The following is a 22,235-nucleotide window of genomic DNA, read 5'->3' as shown; positions in this document are numbered from 1 at the left end:
ATTCAATCTCATTAAGGTAAGCGTCCGGGGAACCCACCTTGTCAGGCCGTGGCCGGCGCCCAGTTATGAGGCAGGAGTTCGTCGATGGCGCAGCTCTTCTGCGTCGGCAGGCGAGTCAGCACGTCCTTGAGGTAGGCATAGGGATCGTGGCCGTTGAGTTTGGCCGACTGGATCAGGCTCATCACGGCGGCGGCGCGCTGGCCGCTGCGCAGTGAGCCCGCGAACAGCCAGTTGTTGCGGCCCAATGCCCAGGGCCGGATCTGGTTTTCCACCCGGTTGTTGTCGATCGGCACCGCGCCATCGTCCAGGTAACGCGTTAGCGCCGCCCACCGTTTCAGACTGTAGTCCAGGGCTTTGGCCGTACCGGAGCCATCCGGGACCTTCTGCCGTTGCGCGATCATCCATTGGTGCAAGGCATCGGCGATGGGCCGGGCCTTTTCGTGGCGCAAGCGCTGGCGGTCCTGATCGGGCAGGTCCTTTGCCTCGCGCTCGACGCCGTACAGCGCTCCGATGTAGTCCAGTGCCCGGGCGGCCAGTTCACTCTTGTTGGCCATGTGCAGGTCGTGGAACTTACGCCGGGCGTGCGCCAGGCAACCGATCTCGGTAATGCCGCTGCCGAAGCCCGCCTTGTAACCGGCGTAGTCGTCGCACACCAGTTTGCCGTGCCAGTCGCCCAGGAAAGCGCGGGCACGTTCGCCTACCCGGCCCAACGCGAAGTCGTAGACCATGGCCTTCAGTTCAGAGAACAGCGTGCTGCAGTAAGTCCACACATAAGCTCGGTGAGTCGTCTTCTTGCTCGGCGCCAGCATGGCCACCGGGATTTCGTCGGCGTGCAGCACCGGCTGCGCCAGCAACTGGGCCCTGAGGGCGTCCACCACCGCCTTCGGTCGTACACCGCAGATGCCCACCCAGTCGGTCAGAGTGGAACGCGCGATCGCCAGCCCGCCCGGTCGAAGATGATTTCCTGACGGCCCAGCGGCAGATGATCCGCGTACTTGGCCGCGCGCACCTCGGCCAGCAAGTTGTCGAAGGGCTCTTATACCGGGCTAGTTAAATAAAATCCTGATAATCCCGTAACCTGTCCACAGCCACCACCAGGCCCTGCGCGGCCAGGGTATCAAGATATTCTTCCACACCTTTCGGCGGGCTCCTTAGCGAAGCCCTATGCTGTTTGGCCGCGCTGACCACCCTCGCTTCGTGCAAGTCAAACTGCTGGACGATGAAGTCATCGGGGTGAACCGCTTCGATACCAAAGGACGCCAAGTAATCGTTGGGGAAATCTTTGAGATTAAAGGTGACGATCAGTTGGGCGCCGGCCAGAATCGCGGCGGCGAGCACATGCCTGTCGTCAAGGTCTGGCAGCGACAATCCCGGGATCAGGCTCTCATATCCGACTACCCGACAATCCGGTACGGCCAGGTTCATCAAATCTATGGTCCTTGCCACCTGACCCGAGAGTTCGGGTCTGTCCATGAGCAAATTGCGCGACCACTCGTTCTGAATGTCGTCTGACCATCTCGCCGCGAATAGGCCGGACAACGCCAAGCGCATGAGAAAATCACGCAGCGGCGCCGGATACAGAACGCAGGCATCGTAGATGACCGAAAAGCGCATCAGTACCCCATATCGTGTTCTTGAGCCTGGTCCGCCAGCGCCTGCAGGGCCGCTTCGCTTTCCGAGTTGCGGGCTGTTCGATATTCCATGACATCCTGAAAGCGGATACGACGGTGCGTTCCCACTTTACTAAAGGGGATTTCCCCGTCTTCCAGCAACTTGACCAAATGCGGCCGGGACACGTTCAACAGGTTGGCAGCTTCCTGAGTGGTCAACTCCGCGTGCACCGGCATGATGGTGACCGCGTTACCCTGGGCCATTTCGGTCAGAAGATTCCGTAACAACTCTAGGGCGTGCCGTGGCAGCACCAAATCCGTGTCGTCCATACGGACCCGGGCACGGTCCTGCCGGGGGTGATCTTTCAGCAGCTTCGCCAAAGCGGCGGAGCTCTCACGCGCCAAATCCGCGGCCTGGGGATCTGGAAGCTTGCTGTGGTCCGACGCGGTATTCATGAGCACCTCTGGTTGATGGATATCCGTCCGATATCGACAACTTATTCGAAACAATCGAAAAACGCAATAAACGAAACGCCACTCAACAAACTTTCAGATACATATCACCCGCCCAATAGCCGGGCTCTCCGTGTCTATCCTCAATTCATCTACTCCTGGAGGCACATTGAACGTTACTTGCCCATGCTGCCAGTGCGAGCGGCACCCTGAACACCATCCCGCCCGACAGGTCTGCAGCGCCCTGGGGGCTGCTGCGGGCGCAGCCAGCGGCCTGGCAGCGGCAGGCTCCAGCGCCCGGATCGGCGTTACCGTCGGTTCCGTAGCGGGGCCAGCCGGCGCCGTCATCGGCGCGCTCGGTGGCGCCTTTGCCGGAGGTACCGCCGGTGCGGCCGTCGGTGACCTGATCGGCGAGACCGTACTGAACACCCTCGAATGTCTGGAGTGCGGATACCGGTTCAGCGTCGAACCGCAGTAAAGCCTCCTCCCTTCTATTCCCCATCAGCCCGCTTATGCGGGCTTTTTTGTTTCTGGAGATTCCCATGTGCCATTGCGAAACCACCTTCGTGAAAAGCGAGAAGGGCCTGTACCAGGCCTTCGGGCCGATCACGCCGGAGGCCATTGTGCGAACCGCTGCCGCCATCCTTCAGGAAAGCCTGGTGCGCGGCGATGCCTTAACCAATCCGGAAGACGCCGCCCGGTTCCTGCAGATGGCGTTGGCTAATGAAAAGAATGAGCACTTCGCTGTGCTGTTCCTGAACAACAAGCATCAGGTCTTGAGCTTCGAGCGCTTGTTCTTCGGTACGGTCGATGGCACCACTGTTCATCCCCGCGTCGTGGTGCAGAAGGCGCTTGAATATAACGCTGCCTCAGTGATCTTGGCCCATAATCACCCGTCCGGTCATAGCGAGCCGTCCCAGGCGGATCGGGAGGTGACCGACCTCTTAGTAAAGGCCCTGAAGCTGATCGACGTGCGGGTGTTGGATCATTTGATCGTATCTCAATCCGGCTGGGAGAGCCTTTCCCGGCGCGGCTGGGTCTGACTGGCCCACCTTCCTTCCCCTTCCTTTTTTCTTCCTCTCATCGCCCCGCCTGCCTGGCGCGGGTGCTTTTATGCCGTTTACAAGGAGAATGTTCATGAGCCATCTCGTGGAGCAAATGGCCTGCATGGGCCGTGCGCCACTATCTGTCGTCAGCCAGCGCTATCGTGTCGGTTCAGCCCCGCCCAGGCGAAGACGTTTTGCATCGGCTGTTCCAAGGGCCGCAGGGCCGATCGCGCATTCGGGCCAATGAAAGGGCCATGGCATCGGTGCAGGCTCTTCATAAAAGCAACGGGCGCGCAGCGCTGGCCACTGCCTGGACTCCGTCTGGTTCGGCCAGGGTGCCGCTCTAAAACAAAAAGCCTTGGAGCAGGCCCCGCTATTGGTGGCCTGACCCGAATGGACAGGAAGGACTCCCGGTGGCACCAGGCGCCACCGGGAATCGCATTGGAAGGAGAAAAAGATGCCCCCTGATGATTTCACCCCCTACCGCCAGGCTGGGCGGGCTCGGGATCTGGAGAGCAAGGAGCTCCCCCTCACCATCGCGCCTGTGTGGGGAGCCTTTCTGTTCGAGGGTCTGCTGACCTCGACACGTAACCCCCAACGGCGGGAGCATGTTCTGGCGCTCTGGAAAGCCGGTCGCATTGAGTTGATCGTGCGGAGCAGCCGGTACTTGGATCGGATCTGGGCGCTGAGCCGCCACCGCTGGCCGCGACAGGCCCAGCCGGAAGGCGTTTTCGAGTATGAGGTGGTCTCGGCGTTCGGGGAGCTGCTGGGCTATCACCTGATCCTGAACGGTGGGCAACTGCCTTCCGAAGAAGAAGCCGATCTGGTGATTCAGGATTTGCTGGAAGACTTTTTCCAGGACGATGGCGGCCCCGCGCCGGTTGTTCCGCCGAAGTAGGCCTTTTCCGGGCCCTTTCACACGGTCGGCGTTGTCCGGCCCCTCCTCTTAACCCAGCAGATTCAGCAGTGCCTGGCGGCGCTTGGCCGGCAATTTGCGGTAGGCCTTCAGCAAGGCGGCTTCGTCGTCGTTACGGGCCACACGCTGGGGATCCTTCGCCGGCGCCGCGTCCGTCTCGGCACCGCACACCAGGTCGTCCAGTGACACGCCCAAAACGTCACGGATCTTGGAGAGCAGCCGGAAGCCTGGCTTCTCGCGGTCGTTCTCCCAGGCCGATACCGACGCCTTGGTGACGTTCAGCTCTTCGGCCAGGGCTTCCTGGGTCATGCCCAGCGCTTGCCGGGCCGCTTTCAAACGCTCGTGAAAACCTGCCATTGGGGGGCCTCGATGATGATCAGCCCTCCCAAGCTACGGCAACGCTTTACCTCTGTCGTATGGTCTATCTTGACCACATATGTTCACTTAAACCATACTTTCCGAGTACGGGGAATGTGAACCATCGCTCAGTCCAGAGCATCACCCATTGCTTCGAGATCCAGCCCGCTCCGCCAGCAGGAGCGGTGCGCTGGGGATGATTGGCCCACGCCACGACGGAGCACCCAGACCCAATACAAAATGGAGTAAGAACCATGATTCGAAGGATCGGTTACGGCGTGCTCGCCGGCCTTATCTTGAGTGGTTGTGGCGGTGGAGGCGGCTCGGATTCGCCCGCCGTGGAGCCCGGTGAACCAAACTCCGGCAATACCGCGCCGGTGGCCCAGGTTGGGCCCGCCCAGAACGTCAAGGTGGGCGACACCGTCATTCTGGATGGCAGCGGTAGCCGCGACGCTGACGGTGATGCCCTTAGCTACCAGTGGGAACTGGCTACGCTGCCCGACGGCAGCACCGCCAATCTGTCCGACACCACCAGCCCCAAGCCCCGCTTTCAGGCGGATGCGGCCGGGCGCTATGTGGCCACGCTGGTGGTGAGCGACGGCGAGCTGGACAGCGAGCCAGCCTCCGTCGCGGTCACGGCCTCCATCCAGAACAGCGCGCCGGTGGCCGATGCCGGCCCGGACCAGAATGTCGCTACCGGCGACCTTGTCCGACTCGATGGCCGGTCCAGCAGCGATGCCGATGGCGACCCTTTGACCTACCAATGGTCTTTCGTGGCCACGCCGGCGGGAAGCGGCGCCGAGCTGCAAGACGCGGCGAGCGTTGAGCCCTCCTTTACCCCGGATCTGGACGGTGAGTACCGCCTCGCCCTGGTGGTCAACGACGGCTTGACCGAGAGCGATGCCGACGAGGTGGTAATCACCGCCACCACCGCCAACAGCGCGCCCGTGGCCAATGCTGGCGCGGACCAGAACACCGTGGCGGGCAGTACGGTAACCCTGGACGGCGCCGCCAGCACCGACGCGGATAACGACGAGCTGTCCTATCAATGGCGCTTCGTCTCCCGCCCGGCCGGCAGCACCGCAGCGCTCACCGGTGTCGACACCGCCCGCCCCAGCTTCGAGGCGGACCAGGCCGGCGATTATGTGGTCGAGCTGATCGTCAACGACGGCAGCGACGACAGCGCGCCAGACAATGTGGTGGTGACCGTGGCGGCGGCCAACGCCGTGCCGGTGGCCGACGCGGGCAACGATCAGACCGTGGTCGCCGGTGACAGTGTCACCTTGGACGGAGCGGCCAGCTCCGACGCCGACGGCGACTTGCTGACCTACCAGTGGCGGTTCGTTTCCTTGCCGGACGGCAGCCAGGCCGCCTTGCAGGGCGAGGACACGGTCGCGCCGACGTTCCAGGCGGACCTACCGGGCAGCTACGTCATCAGCCTGGTGGTGAGCGATGAGGAGGCGACCAGCGAAGCGGCCCGGGTGACCGTTACCGCCACCGAGCGCAACGCCGCGCCGGTGGCCGACGCCGGCGATGATCAGGAAGTGATCGAGGGCGCGACCGTGCACCTCGACGGTTCCGCCAGCTCCGACGCCAACGACGACGAACTGTTTTTCCAGTGGCGGTTCGTCAGCCGGCCCGCCGGCAGCGGCGCGACCCTGACGCGCGCCAACGGGGTAACGCCGGAATTCATCGCCGATCAGGCCGGCACTTTTGTGCTGGAGCTGGTGGTCAACGACGGTGAGCTGGACAGTGTGCCGGCCACGGTGACGGTCACCGTGACCCGGGCCAACGTCAAACCGGTGGCCGATGCCGGCCCGGACCAGTCGGTGGTGGAAGGCGATATCGTGCTGCTGGATGGCAGCGGCAGCAGCGACCCGGATGGCGATTCTCTGTCCTATCGCTGGCGCTTCATTTCCACGCCCGACGGCAGCGCGGCGATGCTGTCCGATGAGGTCGCACCGGCCCCCAACTTCACCGCCGACCTGCCGGGCACCTATGTGGTGGGCTTGATCGTCGGCGATGGCGAGCTGGACAGCACCGAGGACCGTGTGACGGTGGTGGCCGCCGAGGCCAATGCCGCGCCGATGGCGGATGCCGGCCGCGATGTGAACGCCCTGACCGGCACGCTGGTGACGCTGGACGGCTCCGCCAGCTCCGACGCCAACGGCGATGCTCTGACCTACCATTGGCGGTTCGTGTCCCGTCCCGATGGCAGCACCACCGCGTTGGTGAATGCGACCACGGCATCGCCGTCGTTCACACCGGACCTGGACGGCACCTATGTGTTGGAGCTGGTGGTCAACGATGGCGAGCTGGACAGCGCCGGCGACCGCGTTCAGGTCGTCGCGGAGACCGTCAACAACGCGCCGGTGGCCGATGCCGGACCGAATCAGACCGTCTACACCGGTAACCGCGTGGAACTGGATGGTAGCGGCTCCTACGACCCGGAAGGCGATGCGCTGAGCTACGCCTGGTCGACGAGCAGCCTGCCCACCGGCAGCGCCGTGACACTGGTGGACGCGACCACGGTGCGGCCGTCTCTCACGCCGGACCAGGCCGGGGACTACGTCATCAAGCTGACGGTCAACGACGGCGAGAAGACCAGCCAGGAGGATACGGTTCGCATTACCGCCCTGGAACCCGATTTAGCCATGGAGCAGTACGACGAAGGGGACGCCTTCGATCCGCCGCGATGGTTCAACGTGGGCCTGCCCTACAGCAGCAGTAGCACCATCAACCGTACCTGCAGCGGTTCCTGCGGGACCATCGAGCTGGCCCGCTTCCGCCTGGAGGCCAAGGGCCGCAGCTACACCCTGCGCAACGTCCAGGTCACCCGCCTCAGCGGCACCCTGCCACCGGGCCTCAACCCGCGCTTCTCCGGTCTGGTCAGCGACGACACCGTCGAAGCCGGCGAGACGCGGACCTTCAGCCTGCTGGTGGAGAACGTCAACGCCTCGGTGCAACTCGACTTCGCCTTCGAGGTGGACGGCACCGGCGAGACCTTCAGTAGCCGCTATACCTTGAATTTCCGCTAACCCCCCCCTGGCCGTCCCCTTGCGCACTGCAAGGGGATTCGGCCTCGGCATTCCGCCAATCAACGCTTTCTACTAGTCGAAGAGGGAATCGAACAATGGACGAGCATAACGCCACCGACCTGCCGGACGACAACCAGGACACGCAGTCGGACACGCAGGATATCCGCCACAAGAGAGAGATCCGGGAATTCATCCAACGGGAAATCAAACGCATCCGCACCTATACCCCCAAGATCGGGGTGTTCGGTGTCACCGGGGTGGGCAAATCCAGCCTGTGCAACGCGCTCTTTGGCCGCGAGATCGCCGAGGTCAGTGATGTGGCCGCCTGCACCCGCAACCCCCAGGAAGTGCTGGTCACCGATGACGAAGGCGGCGGCCTGATCCTGGTGGATGTACCCGGTGTGGGGGAGAACCTGGAGCGGGATAAGGAGTACATCGAGCTCTATCAGCGGCTGGCCCCTGAACTGGACCTGATCCTCTGGGCCATCAAGGCCGACGACCGCGCCTACGCCTCCTCGGTGCAAGCCTACCGCACCGCGATCCGGCCCCATGAAGACAAATGCCCGGTGGTGTTCGTCATCACCCAGGCCGACAAGATCGAGCCGTGCCGGGAGTGGGACGTGAGCCGCCGTCAACCCAGCGGGCAGCAAAAACACAACCTGGAGGTCAAGAAGCAGCACATCGCCCGGGAATTTGACCTGGCGGGCACCCAGTTGGTGGCGGTGTCCGCCGAGGAGAACTACAACCTGGATCTGCTGGTGAGCACCATCGTTGCCGTTCTGCCCAATGACAAGAAGGCCTCCCTGGTCCGCGAGGCCAAGGAGGAGAACGTGTCCGATGAGACCATCGCCGCCTCCGAAACCGGCATTCTGGACTACCTGGCCGAGAAGATCGGCGCGGGCCTCTTCCACGTCCGCGAATTCCTGAACGATTTCGTCGTGGACACGGCCGCCCGCTACGGCTCCAGGATCTCCAAGGTCGTCGTCGCCTGGATCGCCGGCAAGCGCTGGTAACGTTTTCCTAAAGAGGTCCCCAAGCTGCGCTGGCCGGAGGGAAGCCCTCCGGCCGGTTCCAACCGCCTACAACTCATCCCGTTCCTGAATTCGCGCCTCTACCCAATCCTGGACCTCATCAGATACCCAGCCCACGGATCTGGCCCCTAGGGATACTGGCCGGGGAAAACTCCCCTCATTCATCCGGTTGTAGATGGATGAGCGGGCCAGCCCGGTGGTCTGAATAACTTCGGTTAAACGCATAATTCTCATGAGAGGACTCCTTCTGCTCATGAGATACGCCACCCCGGTAAACAAATACCCACGAAACGTTCATCTACGGGCGGCTATACCGAAGGTTCCTTCCTCCATGTCCGAATTGCTTGGTACTCTCCTTCGCCAAGTAGCTCAGCCGGTTGAATAGGCCCGCACACTGGCTATCGCTGAGCGGTGACCCGCGCTTGATCCAGTAGACTCCACCGTCCGAGAAATGGACCAAACCTGCCGTCTGCTCCATGCTCCGGCCCAATGCTCGCGCCCAGGCCATTACAATACGTTTGGCCAGGCTATCCGCCATGGTGGCGTTCGAGTCCATCAGGACATCGGGGTCGAATGATCCGCCGCCTCCGCCCGTCGGCATTTCCCCAAGACCCCGATAGCAATCGCCGTTGAGGAACAGACCCATATGGAAATGATGCCGATACGATCCTGCCTGTTCCCTGGCAGAGACGTACTCAAGACGACAGCGCGGCGCCGTGCGCCCTTCTCGTTTACGTCGGGCCATATCCGCGTCTATCTGGGCTCTCAGGGACTGGATGAACCGCCCGATCAAGTCACCCGAGCGAAAGTACCCATCGACGGGTAAAGATAGATCCAAGCGCACCGCCATGGTCCGGCCTTGGCTATTGATGGCCCGCATCATCGTCTCGTGGATCCTTTCCAGGTAGGGAATGAACAACGGCCCATGCTGCAGTTGGACGTCGTACCCTTCCCAAGGGCCGGAATGATGAAGGGTGAGATTGGCGTTGTGGATATTGCGTTTACGCACTGAATCGCTCCTATGATTCATGGACTTCATAGAAGCTGGCTACAGTGTATTTTTTGAGCGCACCTCAGAGACTGCTGAGCAGAGGAGCCCCTTCTGGAGATCTACAGTGAACAACCAGCATATTTCATTTCGGTATATGAAATTAAAAACCCCTAGTGGTTATGCATAACTATTACCGGCTCATGGAGCCTCCCCTCTGGGCATGAACAGTTGGCTGCCGGCCACTACAGCACTCCTAGGTTGAATCAGGTTCCAATGCCCCGGAGCAATCTGCCCCTCCTCCTCTAACAGAGTCACTCAGACCCCAAAGCTCTCCAAACAGTTGCTTAAACACGAGACCATCAGTGTGGCCGTCGAAACCTGTTAAGGTTTCTGATGGAAACTGCCATTCCAGTAGCAGTTTAAGTGGGTAAATGCAGCGCATACGCGAACGCACAGCTGCATTTGCTTTACCCGAGATTAACAGATAAATTCTTTCTGAGATTACTCTTTAATTCATACAATAATTTCTACATGTAGACACAACTATGCCTATCCATGGTGTTGATAAACCAGTGCTACCCCAATTCAGCAGGCGACAAAAGCACTGTTTGCATGCGTACCTGTCTGCTAACCAGTCACCTTACTTGCCAGCTTCTTCTAAGATAAAAAGCACCGACACTATCGCTGAAGATTTATACCTCCATGGTGGTGACCCGGATATACTTCGCACTATCGCAGAGGCATGGGACGAGGCGTATTGCCTTCCCAAAACTGAACTTGACTGGATATCAACCAGTCGCCATCGGCAATTGGTTTGGCTCCTCAATGAATTGAGAGACGTGGTTTCCACCACACCCATTGACGATCCAACACCGCATTACCTGATCCAAAGCCCCACTCCCTATATCCCCAACCCTGCGAAGGCGCTGCCCAGACAGCGTTACGATATTGCGATTGCGACAATTGACGCTTGGCCTATTCGAGTGCACAAGAAGCGGAATCAACTTCATGCGATACAGCAGAAATGGGAGAGGAGTCAGCTATCCTGGCGCAAGACCAAGTGGCTTAACGGAAAAGACGAAGAGCAGCTTAACTGGGCCCTGGAATACCTTGCGAAGGCCAACCTTTCGCAACAGCGCGGCCTTACGTTCGACTGTTGGCATTCGCAAGACACCAAGGACAAGCATATCTACGTTCTTGGCTTCCTCGATCATCTCTACAGACACAGTGGAGATCTCCAAGAACTCTTCATAACCAAGATGCGCAAGACCTGGTCACAGAAGAAGTACCGCGAGTCCGAGAAGGCCAAGAAGCAGGTATACTTCTCCCTGAGCGACGAGGCCAGGCAGCACCTCCGACAGCTTGAGAAAGCCCGGAAGCAGTCCAAGAACCGCATCATCGAGGACCTACTGTCACAAGCAGTGCGATCGAAGCGGCCCGGGTAGCCTTCAGCCAAGTGGTGGGCAGATTGGTGGGCAAGACTCAATATTACGAATATCACTCCTCGTAACCATCTGATTCTATTGTTATTTACTCTTTCTTGCGACAAGCAGATTCAGAATATCGAGTGACGCCCAAGGCAGCCTTGCGCCCCCAACTCAGTTTACAGGGAGGTAGTCGCTCCACCCTGCCGCCTTTTTTATCGGGAGGATTCGCCGGGTCAGCTCAGCCTTGCAGGCTGGCGCGGAAGGCGGGGTCGTCCAGGTAGGCGACGTTAAGGCGGGTCCAGGGCACCACCAGGTCGCGGGTCGCGGAGAAAATCGAGCCGGGGGCGAGCATCACGCCCCGCTTCAGGCAGCGACGGGTCAATTCGTTGGCGTCCTCGATGCCGGGGAAGCGGGCCCACAGGTACAGGCTCTGCTCCGGTCGGCAGAACACGTCCGCGCCCAGTTCGTCCAGCACCCGTAACCCGGTGGCGGTGGCGGCGCGCAATCGCTCCTGGAGCCGGGAGAGATGGCGCAGATAATTTCCCTCTCTCAGGATCACGTCCACGGTGCGTTCGGCGTATTCGGCGCCGCCGATGTGCATGAGCATTTTTATATCCGCCAGCTCGGAGATCAGGGCTTCGCCGCCGGCGATGAAACCGACCCGCAGGGCGGCGGAGATGGGCTTGGAGAAGCTGCCCAGGTAGAGGGTGCGGCCGAGCTGGTCGAGGGCGGAGAGCTTGGTGGCCGAGTTCAGTTTGAAGTCGGCCATGGCGTCGTTTTCGACGATGATCAGGTCGTGGCGTTCCGCCAGGGTCAGGAGGCGGCGCGCTTTGTGCTCGGAGAGATCGGTGCCGGTGGGGTTGTGGCCCACGGACTGCATGAAGAACAGCGCCGGTCGCTCGCGGATCAGCAGGCGCTCCAGTTGTTCGAGGTCGGGGCCGTCCACTTCGCGGGGCACCGAGAGCATGCGCGCGCCGCTGAGCTGGAGCTTGCCGAACAGGGGGTAGTAGCCGGGATTTTCCACCAGTACCGCGTCGCCGGGCCGCGTGAAGCGCCGCAGGATGAGATCCATGGCGTGGTTGGCGCCGAAGGTGGTGAGGATCTGCTGGGGCAGGGCGTTGATGCCATAGCTGGCGATCTTTTTTACCAGTTGCTCGCGCAGGCTGGCGTTGCCAAAGCGGTTGCCATAGCGGAACAGGGTGGTAACGCCGCCACGCACCACCTGGCGGTGAAATTTGTCCAGACGCATATCCATGAGCCAGTCCACCGGCGGGAAGCCTTCGCCGAGGTGGGAGTGGCCCGGCTCGCGCACCAGTTGCTGGCGCATCATCCAGATGGTGTCCAGGGCACGGGCGTAGGGCGGCGGCTGGGTCTCGTCGTCCGGTGGACGAGGCGCCCCCCGGACAAAGAACCCTCGACCGTGACGCGCTTCCACCAGTCCCTCCGCCGCCAGGTACTCATAGGCGGTGATCACGGTGTTCTTGGAATAGCCGTGCAGGCGCATGTATTCGCGCAAGGACGGCAGTTTGTCGCCGCGCCGCAGTATGCCCTCGGCGATCTGCCCGGCGATATCGGAGGCGATCCGCTGGGCCCGGGTCTGGCGCTGCATCGGTATGGACACGGTTGGCTCCCACTGTTTGCCCTAACTGTACCTTTTTCATGGGTACAGGCGCCGATATGTTAGAGCACAACCTTGCGCGGCGACACGCGCTCCTAACAAAAACCGTCCCAGAAAAGGGGTATTCAGTGAGTTCCAGTTCCCAGCTCCCCGGTTTTCGTAATCTCTCACCGTCGGAACGCGTCGATTTCGTGGCCCGCCACCTTGAACTGAGCGACGAGGAAACCGCGCTGCTCCGCGACGATGGCGCCCTGCCGATCGAAATCGCCGATGGCATGATCGAGAACGTGCTTGGCAAATTCGAGCTGCCTCTCGGCCTGGCGGGCAATTTCATGGTCAACGGCCGTGACGTGCTGATCCCCATGGCCGTGGAAGAACCCTCCGTGGTCGCCGCCGCCTCCTTCATGGCCAAGCTGGCCCGGCCGGCGGGTGGCTTCCTGACCTCCAGCAGCGCGCCCTTGATGCGTGCCCAGATCCAGATCGTCGGGCTCCAGGACCCGGCCAACGCGCGCTTGAGCCTGCTGCGCAACAAGGCGCGCCTGATCGAGCTGGCCAACACCAAGGACCAGTTGCTCAACAAGCTCGGCGGTGGCTGCCGGGATCTGGAGGTGCACACCTTCATGGACAGCCCGAGGGGCCCGATGGTGGTGGCCCACCTGGTGGTGGACGTGCGCGATGCGATGGGCGCCAATACCGTTAACACCATGGCCGAGGCGGTGGCGCCGCTGATCGAGGAAATCACCGGTGGCACCGTGCGACTGCGCATTCTGTCCAACCTGGCGGACCTGCGGCTGGCGCGGGCACAGGTCCGCGTGGCACCCGAACACTTTGAAACAGATGCGTTTAGTGGCACGGACGTCATCGACCGTATCATCGACGCCTATACCTTCGCGGCGATCGACCCTTACCGGGCGGCGACCCATAACAAGGGCATCATGAACGGGATCGACCCGCTGATCGTCGCCACCGGCAATGACTGGCGCGCGGTGGAAGCCGGCGCCCATGCCTACGCCTGTCGCGACGGTCACTATGGCTCGCTGACCACCTGGGAGAAGGACCGCGACGGCCATCTGGTCGGCACCATCGAGATGCCGATGCCTGTTGGCCTGGTGGGCGGCGCCACCAAAACCCACCCCCTGGCCCGCCTTGCTCTGCGGATTCTCGGCGTCCAAACCTCCCAGGAACTGGCCGAAATCGCGGTGGCGGTGGGGCTGGCGCAAAACCTGGGTGCGCTGCGGGCGCTCGCCACCGAAGGCATTCAGCGCGGCCACATGGCGCTGCACGCCCGCAATATCGCCTTGTCCGCCGGTGCCCGTGGCGAGGAAGTCGACCAACTGGTGCGGCAAATGGTCCAGGACCATGACGTGCGTTCCGACCGCGCCGAGGCATTGCTCAAGGCGCTGCGCGGCCAATGAGCGTTACCGCCGTACGACTGGTGGAGGTGGGCGCGCGGGACGGGCTGCAGAATGAAGCCCGCACCCTGGCCCCCGAGGTGCGCGCGGAGCTGATCCGGCGCCTGGCGGACGCCGGCCTGCGCCATATCGAGGCGGGCGCTTTTGTGTCGCCGCGCTGGGTGCCGCAAATGGCTGGCACCGACACCGTGCTGGAGAAACTGCCCGGCGACGGCGATGTGACCTTCAGCGTGCTGGTCCCCAACGAGCGGGGCATGGCCATGGCGCTTGAGAGCGGCTGCCGGGAGGTGGCGGTATTCACCGCCGCCTCCGAGGCGTTCAACCAGCGCAACATCAATTGCTCCATCGACGAGAGCCTGGCCCGCTTCGAGCCGGTGCTGGCCGCCGCGAAGGAGAACGGCGTCGCGGTGCGCGGTTATGTCTCCTGTGTGCTGGGATGTCCATATAGCGGACCTATCCCGATCGCGGATGTGGTTCGTACCGCCACGCGGTTGTACCAAATGGGCTGCTACGAAGTGAGCCTGGGCGACACCATCGGCGCGGGCGTGCCCACCGGCGTGCGCGATCTGGTATCGGCCTGCGCCATGGAAATGCCGGTTGCCCGGCTCGCCGCTCATTTTCATGACACCTGGGGCATGGCCACGGCGAATTGCGTGGCCGCGCTCGAGGGAGGTATCCGCGTTTTCGACAGCTCGGTTTCCGGGCTGGGCGGTTGCCCTTATTCCCCCGGCGCCACCGGCAACGTGGCCACGGAGGATCTGATTTACCTGTTCGAGGGCATGGGCCTGGATACCGGCGCCGACCTGGGCGGCGTGGTCGCCGCCGGCGCCTTCGTGGACCAGCGGCTCGGGCGGGAGACGGCGTCACGGGTGGCGCGCGCCTGGCGGGCTCGCCACGGGGCGGCCTGAGCCCGGCGCGACAATACGACAACAAATCTGGAGGACAGATGACTGAACGCACAGGCCTGCCACCGGCGGCGAAAGGCGCCCTTAAAGGCGTCATTATCCTCGACCTGACGCGCGTGGTCGCCGGCCCCTATTGCGCCATGTTGCTGGCCGACATGGGCGCCACCGTTATCAAGATCGAGCATCCAAAGGACCCGGATCTCACCCGCGAATTTCCACCGGCCCTCGGCGGAGATGATGAAGCCATCAGCGGCTTCTTTGCTCAATACAATAGAAACAAGATGGCGATAAGCCTCGATCTCAAGGCCACGGAAGGCCGCGAGCTTTTCTTCGATATGGTGCGCAAGGCCCATATCGTGATTGAGAATTTCCGCCCTGGAACCATGGATAAGCTGGGCCTGAGTTACGCGACTCTCAAGGAGATCAATCCGGCCATCGTGATGACCAGCATCAGCGGCTTTGGCCAGACCGGCCCGAACGCGCCACGGCCGGCGTTCGACAGCAGCGCCCAGGCTTCCGGCGGCCTCTGGTCAATCAACGGCACCGTCGAGGAGCCCATGCGCGTGGGCACGGTGCTGGGCGATTTGAGCGCCGGCCTGTACGGCGCCATCGGCACGCTGGGCGCGCTGCGCGAGGCGGAGCGCGACGGCCATGGCCAGCATGTGGACGTGTCCCAGCAGGATTCCATTATCTCGCTGACGGAAAACGCCCTGGTCACCTACACCACCACCGGCAAGGTGGCGATCCCGGAAGGCAACGGTCATCCGTTCGTGAAGCCCTATGGCCGCTTCGCCTGCAAGGACGGTTACGTGTTCTTCGGCGCCTATACCGATAAGTTCTGGCGCGAAGCCTGCCAGGTGTTCGGCGATGAGGATCTGATCACCGATCCGGAGATCGACACCATGGCCAAGCGCTTTGACAGCGAGATCTACCAGCGCCGGGTTCATCCGGTGGTGGAGCGCTGGTGTGCCAGCCACACCAAGGCGGAACTGGAGGCGATGACCGGGTCGCGCTTTCCGCTGTCACCGATCAAGACCATCGACGAAGTGGTGGCCGACCCCCATGTGCGCGAACGCGACATGGTGATTCCGGTGGACTACAAGGGCCAGCGTTTCGAGGTATTTGGCAACCCGATCAAGATGTCGCTGGGGACCAACGAGCATGGCTCCCATGCGCCGGTGACCGGCGAATCCAACGATGCCGTTTATGCCGGCTGGCTGGGCCGCTCCGAAGAGGAGCTGGACCGGCTTCGTGACGCCGGCGTGATCTGAATCCCGATCCTGAACCATTAAACAACAATTCAAAGGTGACATTATGAATATCAAATCCATGGCCGGCGCGATGCTGGCCGGCGCCCTTCTGTTCAGCGGCCTGACCACCAGCGTGGAAGCACGCACCCTGCGTTACGCCATCGGCCACCCGCCCAGCTCCTTCGTGGTGGACGTGACCAAGGAATACGCCAAGCAGGTGGAAACGCTTTCCGACGGCGACCTGAAGGTACGCGTGTTCCCCATGTCGCTGCTGAACTTCGCGGAAACCTCCGGGGGCGTACGCGATGGCATGGCCGATATCGGCTTCGTGCTTACTTCCTATTTCCCGTCCGAGTACCCGCACAGTAACGTGGCGGTGGAAGCGTCCATGCTGGTGGGCCTGCTGGGCGATCAGGCCCGTGGCCGCGAGGGCATGATTTTCATGGGGGCACTGTCCGAGTTCACCTTCTTCCACTGCCCGGAATGCAATCAGGAATTCAAGAAACAGAATCAGGTTTACACCGGGAGCACCGGCGGCACCTCCTATGGCCTGGTCTGCAATGAACCGGTGGAGACCAAGGCCGACCTTGTAGGCAAGCGGCTGCGTGTGGGCGCCTCCAACTGGTCCCGCTGGGCGGAGTCCGTGGGAGCCTCCCCGGTGACCATGTCCGCCAACGAAATGTTCGAGGCGCTCAGCCAGGGCGTGGTGTCCTGCATCGTTCTGGCGTCGCCGGAAATTCATAATTTCGGCCTTACCGATGTGGTCACCGACATCAACATGGACGTGCCCGGCGGCCCGATGCCTATCGCCGGCACCAATATCAACGCCGACACCTGGAAAAGCCTGAGCGCCGAACAACGCGAGGTAATGCTGCGCGCGGCCAGCCAGTTTTCCGCCGGCGTGCCGTGGATTTATCACCAGCATGAAGACCGGATTCTGGCCGAGGCCGAGGAACGCGGAGTGGCGATCCACCACGCCGACCAGGCGCTGATCGATCAGACCCGTGCATTCATCAAGGACGACATGCAACACATCGCCGAGGACTACCGCTCCCGCTATGGGGTCGAGAACGGTGAGCAACTGATCGCCGATTTCCAGAAACTGCTGGAGAAATGGACCGGCCTGGTTCAGGACGTGCAAACCGAGCAGGATCTGGCGGACCTTTACTGGAACGAAATTTTTTCCAAGGTCGATGTGGAAAAACACGGGCTATAGGAACGCATCATGACCCTTCTTACCGACGAGCTTGTTGCTCTGATCGGCACCGAGGTAGCGCCGTTCGAGTTCGAAATCACGCGCGGTGACATCAAGAAGTACGCGGTGGCCACGGGCCAACGCCAACGTCGCTACCTGGATGGCGACGAGGCGCCGCTACTGTTTCTTTTCAGTGCCATGATGCCGGTGATTCCTCTGGACGAGCTGCTGCCCGACGGGCGGCAGCCGGACAGTCCGCTGATTCCCGAGCTGCCGCTCAAGAGGATCATGGCCGGCGGCAGCGATTACCGGGTGCATCGGCCGGCGCGTGCCGGCGAGGTGCTGGTGTGCCGCCAGAAGCTGGCCGACCTGTACGAAAAACAGGGCGGCTCCGGTCCGTTGATCTTCATGATCTTCGAGAACCGTTTCGAAACCCGTACCGGCGAGCCGGTGGTCACCGAATATCTGACCCGTATCGCGAGGTAAGAATGATGTCCACAACAAAAATTCAGGAAGGCGATACGCTGCCCGGTCGTGAATTCAAGGCCGATACCGTTCAGCTTTTTCTCTACAACGCGGCAATCTGGAACCCCCATCGTATTCACTACGATCTGCCCTATACCCGGGAGCAGGAAGGCCACCCCGGGCTTCTTATCGACGGGCCGCTTCAAGGGGACTGGCTGACCCAGATCATCGAGGAATGGCTCGGTGATCGCGGCGTGCTGACCGCGTTCCGCTATAGCAACCGCCAGGCGGCCTACATCGGCGAGGTACTCGCCGGGGAAGGGCACGTCACCGACCGTGACGGCGACAGCGTGACCCTTTCCCTGGCGCTACGGAACCAGGAAGGCGCGACCACCACCGTGGCCACCGCCAGCGTGCGCGTGGACCCCGGCCACTGACGCCGCGGCTCTTTTTCAGGAGAACTGCTATGTACCGGCTCGGACGTTGGCTTTCCCGCCTGACCAGCGCCACCACTCTGCTGGGCGGGTTCGCCATTGCCCTGATGATGTTGCACATCACCGCCGACGTGGTGCTGCGATACCTGTTCTCGGCGCCGCTTCCCGGCACCATTACCTATGTCTCCAATTACTACATGATCATCGCCACCTTCGTGCCCCTGGCCTACGCGGAAAAGCTGGATGCCCACGTTACCGTGGAAGTGGTCGCCGAGCGTCTGCCGCGCCGGCTGCAGCGTCATCTGGCCCACTGGCTGCTGCCGGTTTGCTCGGTGGTGCTGTCGTTCATGACCGTGAAGACCTGGACCGAGGCGGTGGGCAAGTATCAGATGAACGCCTCCCTCGTGGAAGGCGGCACCACCATCATTACCTGGCCTGGTTATTTCATGCTGCCCCTGGGGCTGGGCCTGATGGTGCTGGTGCTGCTCTACAAGTTCGTCGTCTATCTCACCGGCGCCCGTTGCGGCCTGACGGTGAGCGACGAGGAACGGGCCATTGCCCGGGAAGTGCACGCGGATAAGCCGGCCTCACCGGGAGACCGCCATGAGTGACGTTCAGATCGGGCTGTCCGGGCTCGCCGTATTGTTCGTGCTGATCGCCTTGCGCATGCCCGTGGGGCTGGCGTTGATCGGCGTTTCCTTCGGCGGCCTCTGGTATTTGATGGGCTGGGGCATCGCCTGGGGCTCCCTGGGGCTGATTCCGTATCAGTTTTCCGCTAACTGGGTGCTCAGCTCGGTGCCCATGTTCCTGTTGCTGGGTTACGTCTGCTACCACGCTCAGCTTACCCAGGGCCTGTTCCGGGCCGCGCGATTATGGCTGTCGAGAGTACCCGGCGGGCTGGCGGTGGCCTCGATTTTCGGCACCACCGGGTTCGCCGCCGTGTGCGGTTCCTCGGTGGCGTGCTCCGCCGCCATGGGTCGGGTGGCGGTGCCGGAGATGATCGAGCACCGCTACAACCCGGGCCTGGCCACCAGCACGGTGGCCATCGCCGGCACCGTGGGGGCGCTGCTGCCGCCGTCCATCATCATGATCCTGTACGGCATCATCGCCCAGGAGCCGATCACCAAGCTGTTTCTCGGCGGCATCACCGCTGGCCTGCTCACGGTGCTCGGTTACATCATCGTGGTCATCGTGCGGGTAAAGCTGAACCCGGAGCTGGCGCCGGCGCCGGACGAACGCATTTCCACCGAGGAGCGGCTCAAGGCGCTGTGGGAGGTCTGGCCGGTGGTGATGATCATGCTGGGCATTTTCGGCGGCCTGTTCGCCGGCCTGTTCACGCCCACCGAGGCCGGCGCCGTGGGTGCATCCCTGGCCTGCGCGGTGGCGCTGTGCAAAGGCACCCTGACCTGGCAACGCTTGCGCGACGCGGTGCTGGAGACGCTGCTTACCACGGGTACCATTCTGATCATCGCCATGGGCGCCAGCCTGTTGACCCGCTTCCTGTCACTTTCCGGCGCCGGTGACTATCTCTCTTCCATGGTCATCGACGCCGGTGCCAGCACCTTCGCCATTTTGCTGATCATCGTGCTGATCTACCTGCTGCTGGGCATGTTCCTGGAGCCGATCGGCGCCATGTTGCTGACGCTGCCCATTGTGCTGCCGATCGTGGACAGCGTCGGGCTCAGCCTGATCTGGTTCGGCGTGGTGCTGACCAAGCTGCTGGAGATCGGCATGGTGACACCTCCCATCGGCATGAACATCTTCGTGATAAAAAGCGTGGTCGGGAACCTGGTGAGCACCGGCGCCATTTTCAAAGGCGTGCTGTGGTTCCTGCTCATGGACGTACTGGTGCTGGCGCTGCTGATGAGCGTGCCGGAGCTGGTGCTGTTCCTGCCCGAACATGTTGGCTGAGGGAACGGGCCGCCGGGCGGCGGCCCATTCCGCCGGCGCCGTCAGGCGGCCTTGCGCGCCTCCAGCCACACCGCCAGCCCCTGGCTGTTGAGCTTCACGTCCATGCCCAGGATCGCATCCAGATGGTCGTCATCCTGCTCGCAGCCGTGTTCCCGGGCGCGCCGGAACAGGTAGCCGCGCAGGGCGGTTCGCAGCGCCGGCTCAAGCTCCTCGTCGCCGTGGTCGGCGGCCACCCGTTCCGCCAGATCCACATAGTCGTCCACCATGCCGCGCAGACGTTCGCCGAGAATCCGCGGGCCTTCCACCGGGCCGTAATGGGTCAGGTACATGCGCTCCGGGTTCAACGCCAGCAGCCTGGCGATGGAATGCTTGAGCGCCGGCGGGTCGAACTGCACCGGGGTGGTGGTGGGCAGAATGAAGGGGCCTTTTTCCGTGGTCAGGGGAGGATACGAAAGCCCGAAGGTGTCACCGGTGAAGACGCCGGCGGAGGCCGGATCATGGACGCAGAAGTGGTGTTTGGCGTGACCGGGCGTATCCAGGAATACCAGGCGCCGGCCATCCAGGTCGATTTCGTCGCCATCGTTCATGGTACGCACTCGCGCCTCGGGCACCGGCAGGATTTCGCCGTACATCTTCCTGAACGCGGCTTCGCCATAGACGGCGGTGGCGCCGGCGACCAGCTTCGCGGGATCAATCATGTGCCGGGCACCGCGCGGATGCACCAGCAGAGTGGCGTCCGGCAATGCCGCCATCAGGCCACCCACGCCGCCGGCGTGGTCCAGGTGCACATGGGTGGGGATCACGTAGCGGACCCGGGCGCGATCAATACCGCGCTGTTCCAGCAGGTCCAGGATGATCGGCACGGTGTGATGGGTGCCGGTCTCGATGATGGCGTAGTCCTCGCCACCACGCATCAGGTAACAGGCCGCCAGCTCCTCGCGAACCATGGCGGTGTCGATGCGGGTGATGCCGTGGCCGAGGTCTTCATAAACCTTAAAAGACATGGGTCCCGAGCTCTCCGGTTAAGTCGTTATTGTCATTGCTCCAGCGGCACCGCCAGCACGGCGAAGGTGTCGCCCGGGCTGACGCGGGCGGGGTGGCGGCGACCGATCAGGAGGCCGTTCACGGTAGCATGATATTCCGCCGGCGGGGTGCCGGTGCGTTCCAGGTCGTGGACCCGGGCGATCAGGTCGCCGGCGCGCACCGCGTCCCCCAGGTTCACGGTGAATTCCAGCAGCCCGCGGTGCTCGGTCTGCAGGTAATGGGCGGCGTCGGGGATCTCCAGCCGGCGCGTGTCCGCCGGCGCCGGGGCACCGGGCAGAATTCCGGCGTGGCGCAGCAGGTTGTCCACGCCGCGCTCGGCCAGGGCGACGCTGGCCGGAGTGGTGGTGCCGCCGCCGCGCAGTTCGGTGCTGACGAACACCTTGCCCTGGCGTTCCACGGCAGTATCGAACAGGGCGTCGCCTTCCAGTTCCGCCATCAGCAGGGTGTTGGGGGCGCCGAAGGCGAGGGTCGCGTCCAGGCAGCGCCGCGCCAGATCCAGGTCGTCCAGACGGTGGGTGGCGGCGAAGGGCAGCAGGTCCAGGGTGCGCCCACCGGAATGCAGGTCCAGCACCAGGTCCGCCAGGGGCACCAGGTGGCGGGTAAAATAGTCGGCGATGCGCTCGGTGAGGGTGCCCGTGGGACTGCCGGGAAAGGCCCGGTTCAGATTGCCTTTGTCGATAGGCGAGGTGCGGGTGCCGTTGAGCACGGCGGGGTGGTTCATCATCGGCACGATGATCACGCGTCCGGTGATGTGTTCCGCGCGCAAGCGACCGGCCAGCTTGAGCAGGGCGGTGATGCCCTCGTACTCGTCACCGTGGTTGCCGCCGGTGAGCAGGGCGGTGGGGCCTTCTCCGTTGCGCACCACGGTGATCGGAATCATCAGGCTGCCCCAGGCGGACTCGTCATGGGAATGGGGCAGCTTGAGAAAGCCGTGCTGCACGCCGTCGCGGTGGTAGTCCACGGTGGCGGTGATCGGGCTGTCCGGCGTCGGGCTGTCCTGCATGGGGTCTCCTGGCGATCGGCACGGTTCGGGTACGGGGGGGCAGGCCAATATAGCCTGCCGGCGCGCCCCTCTACGAGCCCCGCGAGGCGCGGCGCCGCTGGCCATGACGGACCGGGCCTTTGTCCCTAT

The 22,235-nt window shown here is 62.7% G+C and carries 21 protein-coding genes and 1 pseudogene; 13 read left to right on the top strand and 9 right to left on the bottom strand.

From position 1 onward, the window contains the following. Positions 1 to 41: 41 nt before the first annotated feature. The 3 genes and pseudogenes from tnpC to JF515_RS15950 form a co-directional block, all read right to left on the bottom strand. Positions 42 to 1,033 (bottom strand): annotated as a pseudogene (gene tnpC, locus JF515_RS15960) (IS66 family transposase); the annotation flags it as partial. A 17-nt stretch (positions 1,034 to 1,050) separates the two neighbouring features. Beyond that, on the bottom strand, positions 1,051 to 1,614 hold the full coding sequence (locus JF515_RS15955) for a PIN domain-containing protein (RefSeq protein ID WP_203105461.1): 564 nt from the start codon (positions 1,612 to 1,614) through the stop codon (positions 1,051 to 1,053). Beyond that, entirely contained in the window at positions 1,614 to 2,066 is a 453-nt protein-coding gene (locus JF515_RS15950; RefSeq protein WP_203105460.1) for a helix-turn-helix domain-containing protein, read from the bottom strand. The genes JF515_RS15955 and JF515_RS15950 overlap by 1 nt, the downstream gene beginning before the upstream one ends. A 539-nt stretch (positions 2,067 to 2,605) precedes the next feature. Between JF515_RS15950 and JF515_RS15945 the strand changes: the two genes are divergently transcribed. Together JF515_RS15945 and JF515_RS15940 are read left to right on the top strand one after the other, a co-directional pair. Continuing rightward, the gene (locus tag JF515_RS15945; RefSeq protein ID WP_203105459.1) at positions 2,606 to 3,106 is read left to right on the top strand and encodes a JAB domain-containing protein; all 501 of its coding nucleotides are present in this window, start codon (positions 2,606 to 2,608) and stop codon (positions 3,104 to 3,106) included. Positions 3,107 to 3,566: 460 nt separating this feature from the next. Further along, positions 3,567 to 4,007 carry a hypothetical protein gene (locus JF515_RS15940; RefSeq protein ID WP_203105458.1) on the top strand — a complete coding sequence of 147 codons (441 nt, stop codon included), beginning with the start codon at positions 3,567 to 3,569 and terminating at the stop codon, positions 4,005 to 4,007. A 48-nt stretch (positions 4,008 to 4,055) separates the two neighbouring features. Here JF515_RS15940 and JF515_RS15935 read toward each other — a convergent pair whose 3' ends face one another. Continuing rightward, entirely contained in the window at positions 4,056 to 4,382 is a 327-nt protein-coding gene (locus JF515_RS15935; RefSeq protein WP_203105457.1) for a helix-turn-helix domain-containing protein, read from the bottom strand. Positions 4,383 to 4,636: 254 nt separating this feature from the next. Here JF515_RS15935 and JF515_RS15930 point away from each other — a divergent pair, with 254 nt between their 5' ends. Both JF515_RS15930 and JF515_RS15925 read left to right on the top strand, forming a co-directional pair. Beyond that, entirely contained in the window at positions 4,637 to 7,420 is a 2,784-nt protein-coding gene (locus JF515_RS15930; protein ID WP_203105456.1) for a PKD domain-containing protein, read from the top strand. Positions 7,421 to 7,515: 95 nt separating this feature from the next. Beyond that, complete coding sequence (locus JF515_RS15925; RefSeq protein ID WP_203105455.1) at positions 7,516 to 8,433, top strand: GTPase family protein; 918 nt, start codon at positions 7,516 to 7,518, stop codon at positions 8,431 to 8,433. Between the two features lie 66 nt (positions 8,434 to 8,499). Here JF515_RS15925 and JF515_RS15920 read toward each other — a convergent pair whose 3' ends face one another. Together JF515_RS15920 and JF515_RS15915 are read right to left on the bottom strand one after the other, a co-directional pair. Then, positions 8,500 to 8,676 carry a helix-turn-helix transcriptional regulator gene (locus JF515_RS15920; protein WP_238401141.1) on the bottom strand — a complete coding sequence of 59 codons (177 nt, stop codon included), beginning with the start codon at positions 8,674 to 8,676 and terminating at the stop codon, positions 8,500 to 8,502. A 73-nt stretch (positions 8,677 to 8,749) separates the two neighbouring features. Continuing rightward, positions 8,750 to 9,460 (bottom strand): YagK/YfjJ domain-containing protein, encoded by a 711-nt coding sequence (locus JF515_RS15915; protein ID WP_203105453.1) that lies wholly within the window; start codon positions 9,458 to 9,460, stop codon positions 8,750 to 8,752. Positions 9,461 to 9,987: 527 nt separating this feature from the next. Here JF515_RS15915 and JF515_RS15910 point away from each other — a divergent pair. Continuing rightward, positions 9,988 to 10,887 carry a hypothetical protein gene (locus JF515_RS15910; protein ID WP_203105452.1) on the top strand — a complete coding sequence of 300 codons (900 nt, stop codon included), beginning with the start codon at positions 9,988 to 9,990 and terminating at the stop codon, positions 10,885 to 10,887. Between the two features lie 220 nt (positions 10,888 to 11,107). Here JF515_RS15910 and JF515_RS15905 read toward each other — a convergent pair whose 3' ends face one another. After that, on the bottom strand, positions 11,108 to 12,490 hold the full coding sequence (locus tag JF515_RS15905) for a PLP-dependent aminotransferase family protein (RefSeq protein WP_338015237.1): 1,383 nt from the start codon (positions 12,488 to 12,490) through the stop codon (positions 11,108 to 11,110). 125 nt (positions 12,491 to 12,615) lie between these two features. Here JF515_RS15905 and JF515_RS15900 point away from each other — a divergent pair, with 125 nt between their 5' ends. Genes JF515_RS15900 through JF515_RS15865 form a run of 8 tightly spaced genes read left to right on the top strand, consistent with a single transcriptional unit; the run spans position 12,616 to position 20,059 of the window. Further along, a complete protein-coding gene (locus JF515_RS15900; RefSeq protein ID WP_203105451.1) occupies positions 12,616 to 13,902 on the top strand; it encodes a hydroxymethylglutaryl-CoA reductase, degradative in 1,287 nt (428 codons plus the stop codon). Further along, the gene (locus JF515_RS15895) at positions 13,899 to 14,807 is read left to right on the top strand and encodes a hydroxymethylglutaryl-CoA lyase (RefSeq protein ID WP_203105450.1); all 909 of its coding nucleotides are present in this window, start codon (positions 13,899 to 13,901) and stop codon (positions 14,805 to 14,807) included. Before JF515_RS15900 ends, JF515_RS15895 begins: the two co-directional genes overlap by 4 nt. Before the next feature lie 38 nt (positions 14,808 to 14,845). Next, complete coding sequence (locus tag JF515_RS15890; protein ID WP_203105449.1) at positions 14,846 to 16,075, top strand: CaiB/BaiF CoA transferase family protein; 1,230 nt, start codon at positions 14,846 to 14,848, stop codon at positions 16,073 to 16,075. Positions 16,076 to 16,118: 43 nt separating this feature from the next. After that, entirely contained in the window at positions 16,119 to 17,270 is a 1,152-nt protein-coding gene (locus JF515_RS15885) for a C4-dicarboxylate TRAP transporter substrate-binding protein (RefSeq protein WP_203105448.1), read from the top strand. A 9-nt stretch (positions 17,271 to 17,279) separates the two neighbouring features. Beyond that, positions 17,280 to 17,735, top strand: a complete 456-nt coding sequence (locus JF515_RS15880) for an FAS1-like dehydratase domain-containing protein (protein ID WP_203105447.1) — start codon at positions 17,280 to 17,282, stop codon at positions 17,733 to 17,735. 5 nt (positions 17,736 to 17,740) lie between these two features. Beyond that, positions 17,741 to 18,151, top strand: a complete 411-nt coding sequence (locus JF515_RS15875; RefSeq protein WP_203105446.1) for a hypothetical protein — start codon at positions 17,741 to 17,743, stop codon at positions 18,149 to 18,151. A 29-nt stretch (positions 18,152 to 18,180) separates the two neighbouring features. Further along, positions 18,181 to 18,759, top strand: a complete 579-nt coding sequence (locus tag JF515_RS15870; protein WP_203105445.1) for a TRAP transporter small permease — start codon at positions 18,181 to 18,183, stop codon at positions 18,757 to 18,759. Further along, a complete protein-coding gene (locus JF515_RS15865) occupies positions 18,752 to 20,059 on the top strand; it encodes a TRAP transporter large permease (protein WP_203105444.1) in 1,308 nt (435 codons plus the stop codon). The genes JF515_RS15870 and JF515_RS15865 overlap by 8 nt, the downstream gene beginning before the upstream one ends. A gap of 41 nt (positions 20,060 to 20,100) precedes the next feature. Here the strand turns inward: JF515_RS15865 and JF515_RS15860 are convergent, their stop codons facing one another. Next, positions 20,101 to 21,063, bottom strand: coding sequence for an MBL fold metallo-hydrolase (locus tag JF515_RS15860; protein ID WP_203105443.1), 963 nt, complete (start codon positions 21,061 to 21,063; stop codon positions 20,101 to 20,103). 32 nt (positions 21,064 to 21,095) lie between these two features. Then, positions 21,096 to 22,106, bottom strand: a complete 1,011-nt coding sequence (gene doeB / locus JF515_RS15855; protein ID WP_203105442.1) for a N(2)-acetyl-L-2,4-diaminobutanoate deacetylase DoeB — start codon at positions 22,104 to 22,106, stop codon at positions 21,096 to 21,098. Positions 22,107 to 22,235: the final 129 nt, after the last annotated feature.

It is taken from the genome of Alloalcanivorax marinus, from assembly GCF_016785095.1.
In the GTDB taxonomy this organism is placed as follows: Bacteria; Pseudomonadota; Gammaproteobacteria; order Pseudomonadales; family Alcanivoracaceae; genus Alloalcanivorax; species Alloalcanivorax marinus_A.
The sequence above is the reverse complement of the archived record's forward strand: the minus strand, read 5'-3'. Positions and strand labels throughout refer to the sequence as shown.